Raw genomic sequence first — 17,963 nt, 5'->3', positions numbered from 1 at the left:
GCGAATGCGTTACCCTGCATGGAAATATTTACTGATCCTCGTTGTTCTTGTGGTCAGTACATTATATGCCCTGCCAAGTTTGTATCCTGATGAACCTGCTGTTCAGATCTCTGGTGCCAAAGCTGGTACGCAGATTGATCAGTCTGTCATACAAAAAGCAGAGCAAATATTAAAGAGTGACAATATTGCCACTCATGACAATACCTTTACCAACAATGCAGCATTGTTGCGTGTAAGTTCATCTGATGCTCAGCTCAAAGCCCAAGAAGCTTTGCGTAAAGGTTTAGGTGAAGAGTATGTTGTTGCGCTCAACCTTGCGCCAACCACGCCAGAGTGGCTACAGAAAATTGGTGCAAAACCAATGAAACTGGGTCTCGACTTACGTGGTGGTGTTCATTTCCTACTTGAAGTAGATATGGACAAAGCAATTGCACAACGCATGGAAACTTCGGCAACTGATCTACGTCGTGATTTGCGCGAACAAAAAATCAAATTCAACAGCTTAACGTTGAATAACAACACGATTACCTTATTATTTGCAAATAATGATGATCGCGCTGCTGCGATGGATTTTTTACGTCGTGATGGTAATAAGTATGACCAGCAAGCGCTTGCAACTGAGACAGGCTCTACTCTGAAACTCACTTATAATGATACGACTAAACAAGAAATCCAATCTTATGCTTTAGATCAAAACTTAACGACTTTACGTAACCGTATTAATGAGTTAGGTGTGGCTGAAGCTTTGGTACAAAGTCAAGGTAGCAACCGTATCGTGGTTGAATTACCAGGTGTTCAAGATACTGCTGAAGCAAAACGTGTATTGGGCCGTACAGCGAACTTAGAATTCCGCTTAGTGTCCGATTTGAATGATCAATATGTCATTCCAAATGGTCAGTCTAATGGTCAACCAATTCCACCGGGTACCGAGTTATTTGCTTATGAGTCATTAGACAGTGGCAAACAGCTATTGTTAAACCGTAACCGTATCTTAACAGGTGAACGTGTTCAAAATGCATCAAGTGGGTTTAGTCAAGATACTGGCGGTGCTGAAGTCAACATTACGTTAGACAATGCTGGCGGTAAGCTCATGGCAGATGCAACGCGTAATGCTGTTGGGAAACGCATGGCAGTATTGTTTATTGAAAATAAACAAAAAATTGAATTCATTACAGACCCAACAACAGGTGTACAAACTGAAGTACGTACACCATATACAGAATCTGTGGTCATCAATGCAGCAACGATTCAAGCTGTGCTAGGTGCTCAGTTCCGTATCACTGGCTTAGACTCGCCACAAGAAGCGGCTGAACTTGCATTGATGTTACGTGCAGGTGCACTTGCTGCGCCAATGTATTTCGTTGAAGAACGTATCGTGGGTCCAAGTCTTGGTCAAGAAAATATTGATAAAGGTGTACTTTCGACCCAAGTCGGCTTCATCCTTGTTGCAATTTGGATGGTGGTATTCTTCCGTGTGTTTGGTGTGATTGCTGACTTAGCATTAATGATTAACCTTGCCATGCTACTGACCATCATGTCATGGATTGGTGCTTCTCTTACTTTACCGGGTATTGCAGGTATCGTCATCACCATTGGTATGGCTGTTGATGCCAACGTACTGATCTGTGAGCGAATACGGGAAGAAATGCGATGGGGTGCCTCCCCTAAACAGGCCATTGTGGCGGGTTATGATCGTGCTTATAACACCATCTTCGACTCGAACTTAACCACCTTTTTGGTTGCATTTATCTTATTTGCGATTGGCACAGGCCCGATTAAAGGCTTCGCTGTTACTTTGATGATCGGTATTGTTTGCTCAATGTTTACTGCGATTACAGTGACTCGCGCTATCGTACAGATCATTTATGGTAAAAAACGCAACTTGAAAAAGTTGAGCATATAGGAGATCGATGATGACTGATGTGACTCAACCTCAAGAGCAAAAAGCCAAAAAGTATGGTCGCCCTGATGATGAAAAAATCATCAACTTTATGAAGATTGCGAAACCAGCGGCAATCCTTTCGATCATCCTCACGATTGGTAGTATTTTCTTTATTGTCACCAAGGGTCTAAATTTAGGTTTAGACTTTACTGGCGGGGTTTCTGCTGAACTCAACTATCAACATGAAGCAAAACCTGCTGACGTGATTAGTACTTTAGATAAAGCAGGCTTTAAAGATGCGGTAGTGCAAACCTTAGGGTCAAACAAAGATTTAATTGTACGTATGCCAGTACAAGATATTAATGTTGAAGACTTAAATAACGCACTGACTAAGGCTGTACAACTGCCTGGTAACGCAGCAAATGTCCATAAAGTGGACTCTGTCGGCGGTCAAGTCGGTAATGAGCTTTATATCCGCTCTGCGGGTGCTGTTGCGCTTGCAATGCTGCTCATGCTTGTCTATGTCACTATTCGCTTTGAGTTTAAACTCGCACTGGGTGCAGTGTTATCTTTGCTCCATGACGTTATTGTAACTGTGGGTATTTTTGCCATGATGCAATGGCCATTTGACTTAACAGTTCTCGCTGCGATTCTTGCCTTAATCGGCTTCTCACTCAACGATAATATTGTAGTTTCAGACCGTATCCGTGAAAATTTCCGTAAGATTCGCGGTGCAAGTCCACTTGAAGTCGTGAACTCAGCATTGACTGAAACACTACGTCGTACTATTCACACCTCGATGACACTTTTGCTTGTGGTTATGGCCATGATGTTCTTAGGTGGTGATGGTTTACATTGGTTTTCTGTTGCCATGTTCATTGGGGTATTTGTCGGTACTTATTCTTCAATCTATATTGGTACAGCCTTCGCTTTATGGCGTGGTCTCAACCGTCAAGACTTCATTGTTCAGGTTAAACCTGAGTTTGAAGATGAAGAACAAATTCCACATTAAGGCACTATTTTAAAAATAGCCCATCTTCGGATGGGCTTTTTTATTTCTGCATTTTAAACAAGCAAATATTAATGTTGAATCATCTTAATTTGAGGAAAGGCGAAGCCCTTGCATGAGTGTTCTGAACGCCATGCAATGGTGAGCATACAATTTGGCAAACGATAATTTTGATAGGCAAATACCCCAATCAGAGGATGAGTACATATTCCCCCATGATCAAAAGGGTGTACTTGGGTATTCAAAGTATTCAAACTCAAACGAATACCTAAACCTGAGGCTTTTAACACCGCCTCTTTGGTTGTCCATACCTTAAACCAATATTCTGAGTCAAATTCTACATCTTGCCATGTTTGATATTCTTGAGGATGAAAAGCATGCTTTGCCAATGCTTCAAAACGCACCTTTCGATCTAGATCTTCAACATCAACACCAATGTCTGCCATATTTTGAGACATAATCAAAGCATAGTGCTGCTGGCTATGAGAATGGTTAAATGCAATTTTTTCAAGATGTGCTAAATAAGGCTTACCAAATTCGTTGCGCAGAATATCTGCTTCTGAAATATGGTGCTGTAAAAATACAGACAGGTAATGATTACGCTGCTGATAAATTATGTTTTTTTTATATTGATGATATTCAGGTAAATTTTTAAAATCTGATTTGACTAAATGAATAAATTGAGCCAATGGTTGAACATGGACTTGAATCGTTCTGTTTTTCACTGGCTCAATCATACTCACTTCACATTAAAATTTAGCAATGTCACCTTTCAAAGCAACACCAGCAACGGCTGTACCTTTTGCACAATCATATGTTGTTGTACTACGTGTTTCATTGGATTTATAAAAACTCACGAGATTAGTGACTGCATTTGCACCACGAGATTTTGCCGTATTTTGAAATTGAATCAAGGCTGAACGTAATACATGGTCACAAGCATTCTCTGCTGACTTACCAAAACCATTGGTCTTTTTATTGGTGACCAAACCTTTTTGAAGTACCTGCCCACCCGACTTGGTACCTGCCAAATAAAATTTTACAGAACCATCTAATACGCCATCAGCAACAGCGCGGTCAACAGCTTCTTGGAAATTAAATTGATGGATTGAATCTGCTGCTTGTACAGAAGCAATGCCACTTACGCCTAACGCTAAAGCGATTAAGATATTTTTAATAGACATGTCGTTACCCTTGTTTATGATCTATTTTTTTGAAAATAATGGACGTATTAATACCTCCAAAAGCGAAATTATTACTCATCAATATTTCGGCATTTATTGTTCGAGCTTTCCCCACAATATAATCTAAATCGCCACAAAGTGGATCAATATTTTCTAAATTTAATGTCGGAATAAATTGCTGTCTTTGCATCATTTCTAGGCTCAGCCATGCTTCAATTGCACCACAAGCCCCCAATGTATGCCCAAAATAACTTTTCAGCGAGCTGATCGGTTTACGCCCTAGCACCCGTGCGGTTGCCTGTGTTTCAGCAATATCCCCCTGATCTGTTGATGTGCCATGAGCGTTAACATACTCAATCTGATCAGCATTAATGTTGGCATCCTTCAATGCCAATTGCATACAACGTCCCATCATCTCTGAGTCAGGACGGGTCACATGCTGACCATCGGTATTGCTACCATAACCGATAATTTCCGCATACATTGTAGCACCACGTGCTTTGGCATGTTCATATTCTTCTAAGATTAAACACCCCGCACCCTCACCGACCACTAAACCATCTCGGTTTTGGTCAAAGGGACGTGGTGATTTTTCAGGTTGTTCATTCATACCACTGGTCGCCAACAACACATCAAAAACGGCACAGCCTGCCGCACTCAGTTCTTCTGCACCACCTGCAAGCATCACAGTTTGCTTACCATACTTAATGGCTTCATAGGCTTGACCGATTGCCATTGAACCTGAAGTACAGGCACTTGATGTTGGCAATGTCAGTCCTTTTAAACCGAAGTACACGGTCATATTGACTGCACTGGTATGTGACATCATGCGGATATAAGTGGTTGCATTCATTTTATTCATATTATTTTGCAATAACATAGAACCAAACTCAGCGACTGCATCGACACTGCCCGCAGATGAACCAAATGCCACACCTGTTTCACCGTTTTGTAAAATCGGATCATTCAGCAAATTAGCATCGATCAAAGCTTTTTCTGCACAGATCACAGACATTAAAGCCACACGCCCCATGCCACGTGTCACCTTACGGTTAAAGTGCTTTGGCGTTTCAAAAGACTCCACAGGTCCTGCAATCTTACAGCGTAAATCGGTAAATATTTCCCATTCAGGCATGTAGCGAATACCACTTTTTGCCGCAGCAAACTGTTCAAAAATAGAGTCTGCTGTCTCACCTAATGAGGTAATACCTGCCATTCCTGTCACCACGACACGCTTCATTAGATCAAGCCTCCGTTGACTGAAATGACTTGTCGGGTGATATAACTGGCATCATCACTGCACAGAAATTTCACCACTTTTGCCACTTCATCGACTTGCCCCATGCGCTGCATTGGAATCATTTTCAAGGCATGTTCCTGTACATCTTCACTGACCATTTCTGTTTCAATCAGACCAGGTGCAACGCAGTTAACCGTAATTTTACGTTTTGCCAATTCCAATGCTAAGGCTTTGGTGGCACCAATCAGTCCTGCTTTGGCAGCACTATAGTTCACCTGTCCACGGTTGCCCATCACGCCCGACACCGAAGACATCGTGACAATACGCCCGCCTTTTTTCAGACGAATCATCGGCATCACCAAGGGTTTTAAAACATTGTAAAAACCGTCCAATGAGGTGGAAATCACCTCATCCCAATCATGGTCAGTCAATGCTGGAAATGCCGCGTCATGGGTTAAACCTGCATTCAGCACCACACCATAAAATGCACCATGTTCAGCCATGTCTTTTTCTAATATTTGCTGTACTTGCACTCGTTCAGTCACATCAAATAACAGCGCATGACTTTGTCGTCCCATGGCTTGAATTTCAGTAACCACTTGCTCTGCTTCCACTTTTCGAGAACGTGCATGTACTGTGACATCAAAACCCGCTTGCGCCAATTGTAATGCAATCTCTTTTCCAATACCTCGGCTTGACCCCGTTACTAAAATTCTTCTTGTCACACGCTTATCCTAATATTTTCTCATCTTTTCAACTGACGAATGTTATTCAGGTTCATACACACTTAACATGGCATTGATTGTATGTTCTTGATACTGAATTTCACAGGCAAATTGTCCCAATCCTTCATGCAGATACTGACGCTCAGCACGAATGGTCACAACTTCACCCATGGCAAAATATGCAACAGGTAAATGCAACTTTCTTGTGCCCAAAAGAAAACCTATTTTGGGCCTTTGCCCCACTTTTTGACTTTGCGCTCCAGCATATAAACTCACCGTTTGTGCCATCAACTCAATGCTTGACCACGTTGGTAATCCTGCTGCTTCACAAAACATCAATGCAGGTTGAATAGTGAGTGTCGCCTCTGCAAAGTTTTCGCCAACCTCAACCAAATCATCCACGAAAACCATTGGCTTTTCATGAGGTATAAAATCAACAGCAGCTAATTTTTTTGAAGCATTCATGGCAATGTGGTTCCAAAAATTAAACTAATGTTGCTACCGCCAAAAGCAAATGAGTTCGACATGACATAGCTGATTTTTTGTGTCAATTGTGCATCTTCAACAAAATTGTGCATATCCAATTCAGCATCGAATCGTGTATTTTGATGTAAAGGCAACCATGTTTGATCCTGTAGAACCTGTGTGCAAATCATGGCTTCGATTGCCCCTGCTGCCCCAAGGCAATGCCCTGTTTTATGTTTGGTACTACTTAAAGGCACTGCATAATCCTGAAATACTTGCTGAACGGCTTTAATTTCCATTGCATCATTTTGCGGCGTTGCTGTGCCATGCAAATTTAAATAACCAATATCTTGTGCTTTTAGCTGTGCTAAATCCAAAGCAGCTTGCATGGCTTTGGCTGCACCTTGCCCTTCAGGATGTGGTGCCGAAATATGCCACGCATCCATCGACTCACCTGCAGATATCAACATGGTTGGAGCTATTTGCTTTGATAGTAAAAATAAGGCGGCTGCTTCACCAATATTGATGCCATCACGTTGTTGCCCACAAGGCTGACAAATCCCTTGAGATAAACTTTCAAGACTATTAAAACCATTTAAGGTGAGTTTACATAAAGTATCAACACCACCGACCAGCACAGCATCTGCAAGCCCAGCATTGATTAAGCGTTGCCCCGCAGCCAATGCTTTAGCACTCGAAGAACATGCTGTTGAAATGGTATATGCGAGCCCCTCCCAAGCCAAATATTGCTTTAGTGCTTTGGCTAAACTGTCCATTTCCTGTTTTTTTTGCACGACTTGAACGGTTTGATCACCTTGGAAATAACGTCGTAACTCAGGTTCATTATCTGCAATCCCTGAGGTCGATGTCCCGATAATAATCGCCAAACGTTTAGGGTCAAATTGGGCAGTATAAGTCCGTAGCTCGGCTTCAATACGTTGTAGTGCAGTCAAAGCAAAACGTAAATTTCGAGTTTCAACCGCTTTTAAGGCATCAGGCACGGTCTCAATTAAATCAACGGAACAGGCACCGACCCAAACCTTTTTTTCTACAATAAAGTCTGATCTTAAGCTCAAGGTCTGATCCGTTTGGGTTAATGCTTGTCGCATCTGTACTGCATCTGCACCCAAAGCAGACAAGCCCACACTGAGTTGAATGCCAACGGCTGGATTTTGCGTATCAATCTGTTTAGACATTCAACATTTACTCATTATTTTCTAACGTATTTGGCACGGGACTAAAGACCATTTGGTAGGGTACTTGCAGATTATCCAATTCAATCTGTGTCGCGAAATGTCGTATATTTAATACTTTTTGTTTTTTAATTTCAACATCTTGAATTTTCACATCTGCAGCATCCACATATTGTTTTACATGAACCTGTTCAGGTGGATGTTGAATAAAATTGGGATAAGTTGCAAATAAAATATCACGTACCACAAACTCAAAAGGTAATAATTTCATTGCATCAATACGCTGCTCTACTGTGACCTTTTGCCCATCAAAATGCACTTTAAACAACTGCTGCCCTGTTAAGCTTAAAGCCAGAAACTCCAACTTTTGATCTTGCTGTTGTTGATACAGCAAAAAGCTAAAGCTGTGTTCTTGCCACTGCACTTCCACTTGATCTTGACGTTGGTATTGCTGCGCAGTCCATTGCGTAGTCGCCAGACCTTGAGCTTTGGGCAAGAGCTGCTGACATGCACTCAAGGGTACCATCATCAGCAACGCTAAAAAGCTATTTTTCCATCTCATTCGCATTCTTCGATTCCAATAACAGCTGCTTGTGGCTGATCTTCTCGACAATATGCTGCCAAAGTACTCAAACGTTGCTTGGCATTTTTATGAATCGGGTTGTGCTCATCCCATGCATAGCCTGCTAAAAGCGATGCAATCATACGGCGAATTTTATCATTTTGAGTTTTTGAAAAAACCACATCCTGAAACTCACCCTCATACCAAGACTCCACATAGGCACGGAAGACTTTAATCCCTTTACGTAGCGGCTGTTCATAGTCTTGCATCCAATCTACAGCTTGCCCCTGAAGCACACGTTCAACCAAAGGCACTGCTAAACTTGATGACTTCAAAGCAATCGTCACACCTGAAGAAAACACAGGGTCTAAAAACTCACCTGCATTGCCCAATAATGCATAATTTTGACTCGCCAAGTGTTTCACATTAGCAGAATAACCCACCAAAGTTCGCACAGGAGTATCAAACTTTTTATTACGCAGTACATGTGATAAAGCAGGATCATCCGCTAAAATGCGCGCAAATGTTGCCTGCAAAGTTTCAGGACTGGCATCATCAAACTGATAATGATCAAAAAAATCTTGTTCAGCGACTACGCCAAAAGAGGAACGACCATCTGCAAATGGAATCAACCAATACCAAGCGCGTGGATCTTTTTCATGTACGGTAATCAAAATCTTTTCACGATCAAAATCAGGATCATCTAAAATTCCATCTTCAATATGAGTAAAAATCGCACGACGCACAGGAAAATTAGACGGACTTTCAAGGTCTAAAAACTTCGGTAAAATGCGTCCAAAACCACTTGCATCAAGTAAAAATTTTGCTTGAATTTGATATTGGACCGCTTGCTCATCTTTAACCGTTAAAATCGGATGTTGAGATTCAACATCCACTGCGATGACTTCATGTCCAAAACGAATTTCTGTACCATATTCTTCAGCTTGTAATGCCAATAAATGGTCAAAATTAGCACGGCGTACTTGCCAAGTCGTACCTGGACCTTCGCTAAATTTTTCAGTAAAGTCATAGAAACTACGCTGTTGACCTTTTAAAAAAGCTGCCCCATTTTTAAATTGAAATGCATATTCTTCCACATGCTTTCGAACAGTGTCTAATAAACCTGCTTCTTCTAAAAATACCATCGATTGTGGTAATAAAGACTCACCAATTGAAAAACGAGGAAAATATTGTTTTTCAATGATGGTCACGGCATAGCCTTTTTTGCGTAATAATGCGGCTGCTGAACTCCCCGATGGACCTGCACCAATAATTAATACATCTGTGTGTTGAATTGAATTCATGATTTCCCCAAATTTTAGCTATTTTGCTGATTCTTTTAAAATAATAGAATGTTGATGATCTGCTTTCGTAAAAATAGTCGCGTAAATAAATGAAAATATCACGCCAAATAAAACCGTTAAACCAAAACAATGAATGGCATATGTCGAACTCAATGACAATAAACCAAAACCGAGTAAAGTCGACATCATACATAAGAATAATGCCATACCGACAACTTGTGGATGATCATGCCCATGCCGATAAAAAATCGCATAATCCACCCCAATCCCGATAATCAAAAATGTGCCCATAATACTGAACAAATTAATTTCTACCCCAAGCCATGCTTGGACAGCAAAGGTACTGAGCAATGCCAAACTGACGGGTAAAATCAGTGCAACAATCGCATTAACACCATAAATCAAAGTCAAACCGATCAGCAATGCTGCCAAAGCATAAAGCAGCAAGTATTGTGCTTGAATACGATGATTGTGAAACAAAGTTGATAAATTACTCACCGGCTGCAAAAATTGAATCTGTGCTGTTTGTAACTGCTTCAATGCTTGTACCTGTTGTACGCCTTGCACCATCACCAAACGCTCATGTGCATTGACCTGTAAAAATGCCAAAGGATGCTGTGCAAAATCAGACAGGCTTAATAACGGTTGCTGTGAAAGTTGTTGTTGCCATGCCCATACATCTGCCACATCGAGTTGCATTGCTGTGGCATAACGGCTCAACTCAGCTTTTGGAATCTGTTGTAACAGTTGAATATTGGCACGTTGTGTGGCTAAAGACGGTACAGATTGCCCAATCGCTTGTGTACTTTGTAATACACCCTGTTGCTGTAAGTGATTTAATTGGATCAATAAATCTTGCTCAAGCTGTTCAATTTCAGCCGTATTTTTGCCACGAATGACGAAATAATCATTACTTTGCTGCTGCCCAAAACGTTCCCGCACATAGCGATCTTCTTGTTTCAGCTTTTGGTCCATACTTTGTAAATTACGAATATCATCATTGGCTTTAAGAAAATATAGACTGCCTATCGACACCACTGCGATGACGGTAATCATGCCAAAACGTAAGGTGTTACGCGTTAAAACATAGTCACGTGCACGCCCAATAAAGCGCAAGGTATCAATTGCAGGCTGTGCATTGAGTGCCTTTAAACGTGGCAATAATAAAATACTGGTGATCCACGCAGCACTTAACCCCACAATGGAGAAAACTGCAATCTGCTTAAAGCCCGGAAAGGGTGTAAATGTCAAAAATACATATGCAACCAAAGTCGTCATCAAGCCCATAAACAGACTTGGCAAAACAGGTTTTAGAACCTTAAAACCATCGACTTTACGATGCTGTGATTGCAATGCCATAAAATAAAAAGAAAAATCGACACACACCCCAACTAGACTGGCACCAAACACCAAGGTCATCAGATGGATTTCACCAAATACCCAATGCGTAACCGCAAAAGCCACCAGACTGCCACTACTGACTGCAATAAATTCCGTCAGCATTGGACGTAATGAACGGAAACCAAACCAGACCAACAACAACACACCCAAACTTGAGCCTAATCCGATTGTCGAAATTTCTTTTTCAGCCGACTGCGTACCAAAGCTTGAAAATAATAACGTCCCTGTCCAATGGGTTTTTGCCCCGATTTTTTGCATCTCTGAATCGAGATTATGCATCCAAGTCGTTGTATTTTCTTGATAATCAATATTATAAGGGCTTTGTGTGAGTAATAAATTAAAAAACCGTGAATGTCCTTTTTCATCATGAATGGTGGCAAAGCCCTGTTCCATTTCAATGCTTTGGTCTGTTTTCTGATTGGACAGATTCATTGCAAAACGCGGAAATAATAACAGCGGATCTTTTTGCAATAATTCAGCCGTGATCGGCATTCCCGGACTCATCACTTGTAATAAAGCTTGCTCTGTAATCGCGGCATAATCTTGCTGTTTTAACGCAGTTATATCTTCTGCACTTAACAACCCTGCATGGTGCTGATAGAGCGTTTGCGCAAACTGATCAGTGTCTAATTGTGGTTTTAATGGCTGCCATAACGCAGTCTCAGCGACCCGTTGTTTCAGTAAATCAGTCGCATGTTGTAAAACCTGATCATTGGGCGCATCTATGACCAAAAACAATTGATTATTCAACTGTTCACTGACATATTTTTGCGTTTGCTCAGAGGCTTTGTCTTGGTTTTCTTTCGGTAACAGTGCAAAAATATTGGTTTGAATATGAATATCACGCTGCACCCATGCATAGGCTAAGCAAGAGATCACAATCAATAAAATAGCAAGCCACAGCGTAGTGAGTTTATTTTGCCAATTTGAAAAGAGCATCTTCTGTCGCCATCATTTGAACAGGTTGGGTCGTATGCTGACTAAATAGAATGGTCGTTGCATTATTGGCTTTTTCAGTGATCACAATACGGTCCACAAAGCGCTGACCTTGTGCATCTACACGCACAAATAGCTTTTTAAATAAGCTACTTTTTGGGGTTAATGTTACATTCCATTGCGTTGGGGAATAATGGGCTGAAACGATATTAAAGTTTTTTGCCAATGCCGCTTCATTGCCTGACATCAACTGTAAAAACATGGTGGCTACTGAGCCATAAGGTGATTTATCAATTTCAATTTGGCTCAAAGTCCGTTGGGTTTTTTGCACCAATTTTTTTGGAGTCACAATCAAACTGGCTTGTACAGGACTTTGAATCTGCCATAACACACCATTTTGTTTGGAAAATAGAACCTCACCATTGGACACAAAGGTTTTATTCAACGATGCCAATTTCTTTTGCTGTTGAAAATTCGCACGTACTGTTGGTGTGGCTGACAATTGTTTAAAGATCTGCCCCACTTGGCTAGTTTGCGCAAAACTTGTCGTGGAAAATGTCATACTCAACACCACCGCATACAAGCACATCCACAACAACTTCAATAGCAGAGCAGATGTAAATTTCGTCTGCTGTAGCGCCAATGCTTGCAATGCGACTTTCATATTTTGCATGACAATTTCCTCTAAATTCACACTAAGCAGGCTGAAAAGCCGACCATGCATTTAAACGTTCAAACAGGACAGATGGCGATTGAAAACACATTTCACGCGTTTCAATATGAACGGCAACCTGTGAGGTAAAGCCTTTGGTCAAACGCTTGCCTGAGTCTGCATCAAAAATCTGATATTCAATTTTCAGACGGTTTTCCCATTCTTTTAAAATGGCACGCACACGTATTTTTTGTTGAAACTCGATGCCTTGTACATAACGTACATAGCTTTCAATGACCGGCCATGCATAGCCCGATTGTTTCATTTGTACATAGTTATACTGAAATTCATCGAGTAATTTACAACGTGCGATTTCAAAATATTTGATGTAGTGCCCATGCCACACAATGTTCATGGTGTCGATATCATGAAATGGTATTTCAATGATTACATCAGCATGCATAACTCAGCTCCATTTCAACTGTTGATCATGACCATTGAGCAAATCAAACTGTTCAAAACGGTCAACCAAACGCTGTAAATCCTGTTGTAAAGGGCGATCTTCCTCTACAAAGGTGAAGCTTTCAAGCACCCACTGTTGGAACTGCGTTAACACCTGCCCCAATTGTGTATTCAGTCCTTTGAGTTGAATTGCTTGTACTGCGGCACAACTGAGTGCTGCCATCACTTGCTCAGTCAATAGGATCACTCGGCTAGCATCACGTGCAGCAATGGTGCCCATACTAACTTTGTCTTGATTGTGACATTCGGTCGAACGTGAAAAAATTGAAGCGGCAACGGTTTGTTTTAAGGCTTCTGCCGTCCATGCTGATACCCCAATTTGCACAGCTTTAAAGCCATGATTGAGTGGCAAACGCTCAAGACTTGAACCTGTTAAATTACGCGGCAAACCATGATTCATCTTGTGATCGACCAATTGTGCAAGCTGTCGATCCATTAAATCGGCAATATTGGCAATCATGATTTTTAAACTGTCCATGGCTTGGGCAATGTGTCCACCATAAAAATGCCCACCATGTAATACCCGTAAATTGACAGGATCAATCAAAGGATTGTCATTACTTGAATTTAATTCATTTTCAATAAACTGACGCAGCCATACTTTAGAGTCTTCAAATACCCCAATCACATGCGGTGCACAGCGTAATGAATAACGGTCTTGTAAACGTGGGCTTTGGTGTGCTGTCTGTACTTCACTGTTTAACCAATTGCGTAATTGCGCCGCAATCTGTTGTTGCCCCTGATGCGGTTTTTGTGCAAATAAAACTTCATCAAAATGGCTCGGATTACCCTCTAAAGCCAAGACATTCATGGCTGTGACCAAAGTACTGCTGAGTGAAATCTGTTCCGCTTTTTTATAGTTCAGGCATGCGATGGCGGTCATGACTGCAGTACCATTCATCAGTGCCAAACCTTCTTTTGGACGCAGTACCAAAGCCTCAATTTTCTGTTCAGCATAAACTTCTGCAATTGGAACGATTTTTTGCTGTGACTGCAAATACACATCACGCTCACCAACCAAAGCACCTGCAATATAAGACAATGGTGTTAAATCACCACTTGCCCCGACAGAACCTTCAGATGGAATCACAGGAATAATATTTTCATTGAGCATCCAAACCAGACGTTCCAACAATGCCAAAGACACACCTGAATAACCACGTGCCAAAGAACATAAACGTGTCACCACCACAGCACGTGCAGTGATTAAATCAAGATTCTGCCCCAAACCACAGCCATGAAAGCGTGATAAATGCAGGGGTAATTCGTGCACCTGATGCGTTGGAATTTCTACAAGACACGAGTCACCATAACCTGTGGTCACGCCATAAATTACCCCTTCATCTTCAAGCAACTGATCTAAAAAATCAGCACCACGTTGAATCAACTGACGCCATTCTGCTGTTTCAGGTAATGCCACATGGCAACGATGTTGTGCCACAGCCACAATCTGCTCGATGGTTAATGCCTGTTCCCCGACGACTAAAACTTGCATATTGTTATTTTCCAATTATTTATTCCAAAAATGATAAAAATTAAACCATTGATATGGTGCACGTATGCAATGTTGTTCTAGCAACTGTACATACTGTCGTGTAATGCGATGGATCGCAGCAGTACGTTCACGGCGTGGCAATTGCATTTTCTCAGCCAACAGATGGATATGCACATCAAAACCCTGTTGTTGACGATAACAAAACACCGCTAATAACGGCACTTTCAGCAAATTTGCCAAGATCCATCCACCTTGAGGCCAAAGTGCATCTTCACCTAAAAACTGTACACTTTGCACACGGTCTGACTGTACAGGTACACGGTCAGCCGCAATCACGACCCATTCCCCTTGGTCAACTTTATCTTGTAGCAGTAAAGCGGTGTCTATTCCTAACTCATCGACTGCAATCAGTCGTACATCGGCCTTACTGTTTAATTTTTTAATAAAATCATTAAACTTGGTGGCATGCTTTTGATAAACCAAGACATTAATTTTTTGTGTATGTTCTGACTTAATGGCACGTAACAATTCGGTATTGCCAAAATGTGATACAACAATAATCGCTCCCTTTTGATAATGTGCCCGAAAATGTTCATGCCCATGCAAATTCAGTTTTTGCTCAGAAATATGCCCCAACCAACCTTCAATTTTATCTAAAAGACATTCGCCAAATTGCATAAGATGGGTATAACTATTTGCAAGCGTAGGTGCATGAGTAAACGGTGACTGTTCACCTGCAAATTGATGTAATTTGCTGAGATATTGCAAAGAAGCTTGCTTCGCGGTTTTAGAAAATAGCCAATACCACATAATCACAAAGTACAACACGATACGACATAAAAAACGCCCCCCTAAACGATAGAACCACAACATCAGCATCAAAGGCAGTGCACCACCTTTTTCTTTGAGCTCATTCCAACGCGGTGATCCTGCTTCAGACATCTGCCGAACCTTTATATTTATTTTTGAGCAGTTTAGGCAAGCGCAATAACATTCCAGCAAACAAACGAGAATGCGCTTGAGACATGCCTAAATTATCTCGCCACACATGAAAGTGTGAAATACCTTGCTCAGGATAAATTACTTTGGTTGGTACATTAATAAAAGGGATATTTTCCCATTTCAGACGCACTAAAATTTCACTGTCAAAGCCCATACGTGCTTGAAATTTTGCAGTATTTAATATTTGAATGGTCGCTGCCAATGGGTAAATCCGAAATCCACACATACTGTCTTTAATGTCAAAAGACAGACTATTGATCCATACCCAAATATGCGTTGCATAACGTCCATATAAACGCTTTTTCGGTACAGTGTCATCAAAAATGGGCTGGCCGATCACCATTGCTTTTGGGTGCTGCTGTGAGATCTGTAAAAACTTAGCGATATCCTGCCAGTCATGCTGACCATCTGCATCAATTTGTAATGCATGGCTAAGACCTAAATCAAAGGCTTTTTGCAGCCCTGTCATGACCGCTTGCCCTTTGCCTTGGTTCATTGCATGTTCAACCAAAATAACATGTTCACACTGCTGATCTAGTATATGCAAGAGCTGTGTGCATTCAGCATCACTACCATCATTTACCACAATGACAGGCAAGGCAAAATCATTTAAATGCTCAAGCAATGCTTGAATATAATGTGGATGATTATAAACAGGGATCACAAAACCATACTGCGCCATATTCATCTCCTAGATCGTATCGGTTTGCTGTTGCAGTACAAACAGTAAACGCCCTGATGCCAAAAGCTGTTGTTCTGAGCGCATTTGGAAATATACTTTGTGTTGTTTACGCTCTAAAAGCAAAGTCACCACAGCAAAAGGTTTAATCAAATCTTGAAATTTAAGTTGCTCATAGCCATTGCACCATGCTAAATCTGCCCATGCTTGTTTTGCAAACTGCTGAATAAATCCAATCTGCCCAACACCAGGATAAATAGGATAATTCGGAAAATGCCCCTTAAAACATTCAAGTTCAGGTGGAAATTCCAATAAATATTGTGCAGATTCTGCAGTATATGACTGATTCAGGACGACGGGCGTCAATAAAGGCTGAAACAAAGATTGCATCATCTGTTTATTCAGTTTGGATTGACTGTTACGAGGCAATTGTGACAAAAAGCGCCATTGCCGTGGTATTGCTATACTTTCTAATTTATCAGTTAGTTGTTGTTTGAGTTGTGCCACAAACTGTGCTTTACCGACTTGCGCTAAATGCTGTCTTGCACTTTCAGATAAAACAGCGACACACACTAAAATGTACCGATGTTGTTTTTCAATTAACAGCGTATGACATTCAAGCACATCGGTTAAAGTTAAGATTTTTTGCTCAATCGCATCCAAACTTAGCCGTTTTTCTTCAAGTTTAACAATACGATCTAAACGTCCAAGTAACTGAAAAGCAGATTGAGTTTGTGCTGCATCTACAGCCTGCGCACGATCACCCGTAAAAATCCAGTCGTCAGTAAATGCATGATTGGTTTTCACGCCTAACTCTTCTTGTGCTGTGACCTGTATTTCTACATTAGCAAAAGGGGTCCATATAGCCTCATCCTGCTGACGATGGGCGATTCCACCTGTTTCTGAGCTCCCCAACACTTCCACAATCGGACGATTCAGCAAAGGGCGTATGCCTGACTCTAATTTTCCACCCGAAGAATATACAGACTGACAATCTTGCAATACCACGTCCCTTGTCCAACGCTTCAATAAAGCAGGACTTGAAATCACATAATTTTTACGTTGCAAATGCTTTAATTTTTGCTGTACTGCGACCACATCTTCGGGAAAGGCGAGCTGTGGAAGATAAAAACTGCGCCCCGTTGCTAAAGGCAAAAGGAGTTTAAATAACAACCCATAAATATGCTGATGACTGACCGTTGCGATGGCAATACTGTCCTGATCTAAATCAAAACTTTGATCTAAACCTTGTACTTCATTCAGCAGTTGACGCAATGTTCTGGGAATTTTTTTCGGTTGTCCTGTAGAACCCGAGGTATAAAAGTAAACTTGTGCTTGTGTCAGAAATGCATCATCTAAAAGGAGCGAGTCACAATAAAATGGTGCTTTTACATCTGTAATATGTTCTACAATCGGCTGAGGGCTTAAAAAATAAATATCTTGTGCTGCCAATTCAAGTTCCAAATCTTTCACACGATTCGGTGCCAACAGCAGTTCTTTATTGGCCAATAATGCTGCAAAAAACAGCACCAAAAATGTATAGCTGTCATTTTCCCAAAGTGCATATTGTTTTGCTTTTAACTGTTGTATCGCATTGGCTTGCTGACAGACCTCTTGCCAAAAATCACGAAAACTGATTTGACCCAAATCTGCTTGGACACACAATGTTTTCAAAGATTGGATATGCGTTTGGAAATGACACAACAACATTT

General features: G+C 41.2%; 17 protein-coding genes. 2 read left to right on the top strand and 15 right to left on the bottom strand.

Features of this window, described 5'->3' with window-relative positions:
* Window positions 1-4: 4 nt before the first annotated feature.
* Both secD and secF read left to right on the top strand, forming a co-directional pair.
* Window positions 5-1,903, top strand: a complete 1,899-nt coding sequence (secD, locus tag G0028_RS03395; protein ID WP_180045239.1) for a protein translocase subunit SecD — start codon at window positions 5-7, stop codon at window positions 1,901-1,903.
* Between the two features lie 7 nt (window positions 1,904-1,910).
* Entirely contained in the window at window positions 1,911-2,894 is a 984-nt protein-coding gene (secF, locus tag G0028_RS03390) for a protein translocase subunit SecF (protein ID WP_130074125.1), read from the top strand.
* Window positions 2,895-2,962: 68 nt separating this feature from the next.
* On the opposite strand, the gene G0028_RS03385 is transcribed toward secF, so the two are convergent.
* The 15 genes from G0028_RS03385 to G0028_RS03315 all read right to left on the bottom strand — a co-directional run bounded on the left by G0028_RS03385 (window position 2,963) and on the right by G0028_RS03315 (window position 17,958).
* Complete coding sequence (locus G0028_RS03385) at window positions 2,963-3,628, bottom strand: 4'-phosphopantetheinyl transferase family protein (protein ID WP_174493305.1); 666 nt, start codon at window positions 3,626-3,628, stop codon at window positions 2,963-2,965.
* Window positions 3,629-3,640: 12 nt separating this feature from the next.
* On the bottom strand, window positions 3,641-4,075 hold the full coding sequence (locus G0028_RS03380; RefSeq protein WP_180045238.1) for an excinuclease: 435 nt from the start codon (window positions 4,073-4,075) through the stop codon (window positions 3,641-3,643).
* Between the two features lie 4 nt (window positions 4,076-4,079).
* On the bottom strand, window positions 4,080-5,315 hold the full coding sequence (locus tag G0028_RS03375; protein WP_180045237.1) for a beta-ketoacyl-ACP synthase: 1,236 nt from the start codon (window positions 5,313-5,315) through the stop codon (window positions 4,080-4,082).
* Window positions 5,315-6,040 (bottom strand): 3-ketoacyl-ACP reductase FabG2, encoded by a 726-nt coding sequence (locus G0028_RS03370; protein ID WP_130074121.1) that lies wholly within the window; start codon window positions 6,038-6,040, stop codon window positions 5,315-5,317. Before G0028_RS03370 ends, G0028_RS03375 begins: the two co-directional genes overlap by 1 nt.
* Window positions 6,041-6,082: 42 nt before the next feature.
* A complete protein-coding gene (locus G0028_RS03365; RefSeq protein WP_130074120.1) occupies window positions 6,083-6,505 on the bottom strand; it encodes a 3-hydroxylacyl-ACP dehydratase in 423 nt (140 codons plus the stop codon).
* Window positions 6,502-7,701 carry a beta-ketoacyl-[acyl-carrier-protein] synthase family protein gene (locus tag G0028_RS03360; RefSeq protein WP_180045236.1) on the bottom strand — a complete coding sequence of 400 codons (1,200 nt, stop codon included), beginning with the start codon at window positions 7,699-7,701 and terminating at the stop codon, window positions 6,502-6,504. The genes G0028_RS03365 and G0028_RS03360 overlap by 4 nt, the downstream gene beginning before the upstream one ends.
* 7 nt (window positions 7,702-7,708) lie before the next feature.
* Window positions 7,709-8,266, bottom strand: coding sequence for a DUF3261 domain-containing protein (locus G0028_RS03355; RefSeq protein ID WP_180045235.1), 558 nt, complete (start codon window positions 8,264-8,266; stop codon window positions 7,709-7,711).
* The gene (locus G0028_RS03350) at window positions 8,257-9,564 is read right to left on the bottom strand and encodes an NAD(P)/FAD-dependent oxidoreductase (protein WP_130074117.1); all 1,308 of its coding nucleotides are present in this window, start codon (window positions 9,562-9,564) and stop codon (window positions 8,257-8,259) included. The genes G0028_RS03355 and G0028_RS03350 overlap by 10 nt, the downstream gene beginning before the upstream one ends.
* 18 nt (window positions 9,565-9,582) lie before the next feature.
* A complete protein-coding gene (locus G0028_RS03345) occupies window positions 9,583-11,904 on the bottom strand; it encodes an MMPL family transporter (protein ID WP_180045234.1) in 2,322 nt (773 codons plus the stop codon).
* Entirely contained in the window at window positions 11,879-12,463 is a 585-nt protein-coding gene (locus G0028_RS03340) for a LolA family protein (RefSeq protein WP_227554802.1), read from the bottom strand. The genes G0028_RS03345 and G0028_RS03340 overlap by 26 nt, the downstream gene beginning before the upstream one ends.
* A gap of 133 nt (window positions 12,464-12,596) precedes the next feature.
* Entirely contained in the window at window positions 12,597-13,016 is a 420-nt protein-coding gene (locus G0028_RS03335; protein ID WP_180045233.1) for an acyl-CoA thioesterase, read from the bottom strand.
* 3 nt (window positions 13,017-13,019) lie between these two features.
* On the bottom strand, window positions 13,020-14,570 hold the full coding sequence (locus G0028_RS03330) for an HAL/PAL/TAL family ammonia-lyase (RefSeq protein WP_180045232.1): 1,551 nt from the start codon (window positions 14,568-14,570) through the stop codon (window positions 13,020-13,022).
* A gap of 15 nt (window positions 14,571-14,585) precedes the next feature.
* A complete protein-coding gene (locus G0028_RS03325; protein ID WP_180045231.1) occupies window positions 14,586-15,512 on the bottom strand; it encodes an acyltransferase in 927 nt (308 codons plus the stop codon).
* Window positions 15,505-16,254, bottom strand: a complete 750-nt coding sequence (locus G0028_RS03320) for a glycosyltransferase family 2 protein (protein ID WP_180045230.1) — start codon at window positions 16,252-16,254, stop codon at window positions 15,505-15,507. Before G0028_RS03320 ends, G0028_RS03325 begins: the two co-directional genes overlap by 8 nt.
* Window positions 16,255-16,263: 9 nt before the next feature.
* On the bottom strand, window positions 16,264-17,958 hold the full coding sequence (locus G0028_RS03315; RefSeq protein WP_180045271.1) for an AMP-binding protein: 1,695 nt from the start codon (window positions 17,956-17,958) through the stop codon (window positions 16,264-16,266).
* Window positions 17,959-17,963 lie beyond the last annotated feature (5 nt).

This window comes from Acinetobacter piscicola, from assembly GCF_015218165.1.
GTDB classification, from domain to species: domain Bacteria; phylum Pseudomonadota; class Gammaproteobacteria; order Pseudomonadales; family Moraxellaceae; genus Acinetobacter; species Acinetobacter piscicola_A.
This window is presented reverse-complemented; position numbering and strand designations above follow the sequence as displayed.

Excerpts from the sequence above, each read along its gene's own strand:
- secD (WP_180045239.1), top strand. The coding sequence starts at position 5 with ATGCGTTACCCTGCATGGAAATATTTACTGATCCTCGTTGTTCTTGTG.
- secF (WP_130074125.1), top strand. The coding sequence starts at position 1,911 with ATGATGACTGATGTGACTCAACCTCAAGAGCAAAAAGCCAAAAAGTAT.
- G0028_RS03385 (WP_174493305.1), bottom strand. The coding sequence starts at position 3,628 with ATGATTGAGCCAGTGAAAAACAGAACGATTCAAGTCCATGTTCAACCA.
- G0028_RS03380 (WP_180045238.1), bottom strand. The coding sequence starts at position 4,075 with ATGTCTATTAAAAATATCTTAATCGCTTTAGCGTTAGGCGTAAGTGGC.
- G0028_RS03375 (WP_180045237.1), bottom strand. The coding sequence starts at position 5,315 with ATGAAGCGTGTCGTGGTGACAGGAATGGCAGGTATTACCTCATTAGGT.
- G0028_RS03365 (WP_130074120.1), bottom strand. The coding sequence starts at position 6,505 with ATGAATGCTTCAAAAAAATTAGCTGCTGTTGATTTTATACCTCATGAA.
- G0028_RS03360 (WP_180045236.1), bottom strand. The coding sequence starts at position 7,701 with ATGTCTAAACAGATTGATACGCAAAATCCAGCCGTTGGCATTCAACTC.
- G0028_RS03355 (WP_180045235.1), bottom strand. The coding sequence starts at position 8,266 with ATGCGAATGAGATGGAAAAATAGCTTTTTAGCGTTGCTGATGATGGTA.
- G0028_RS03350 (WP_130074117.1), bottom strand. The coding sequence starts at position 9,564 with ATGAATTCAATTCAACACACAGATGTATTAATTATTGGTGCAGGTCCA.
- G0028_RS03345 (WP_180045234.1), bottom strand. The coding sequence starts at position 11,904 with ATGCTCTTTTCAAATTGGCAAAATAAACTCACTACGCTGTGGCTTGCT.
- G0028_RS03340 (WP_227554802.1), bottom strand. The coding sequence starts at position 12,463 with ATGACATTTTCCACGACAAGTTTTGCGCAAACTAGCCAAGTGGGGCAG.
- G0028_RS03335 (WP_180045233.1), bottom strand. The coding sequence starts at position 13,016 with ATGCATGCTGATGTAATCATTGAAATACCATTTCATGATATCGACACC.
- G0028_RS03330 (WP_180045232.1), bottom strand. The coding sequence starts at position 14,570 with ATGCAAGTTTTAGTCGTCGGGGAACAGGCATTAACCATCGAGCAGATT.
- G0028_RS03325 (WP_180045231.1), bottom strand. The coding sequence starts at position 15,512 with ATGTCTGAAGCAGGATCACCGCGTTGGAATGAGCTCAAAGAAAAAGGT.
- G0028_RS03320 (WP_180045230.1), bottom strand. The coding sequence starts at position 16,254 with ATGGCGCAGTATGGTTTTGTGATCCCTGTTTATAATCATCCACATTAT.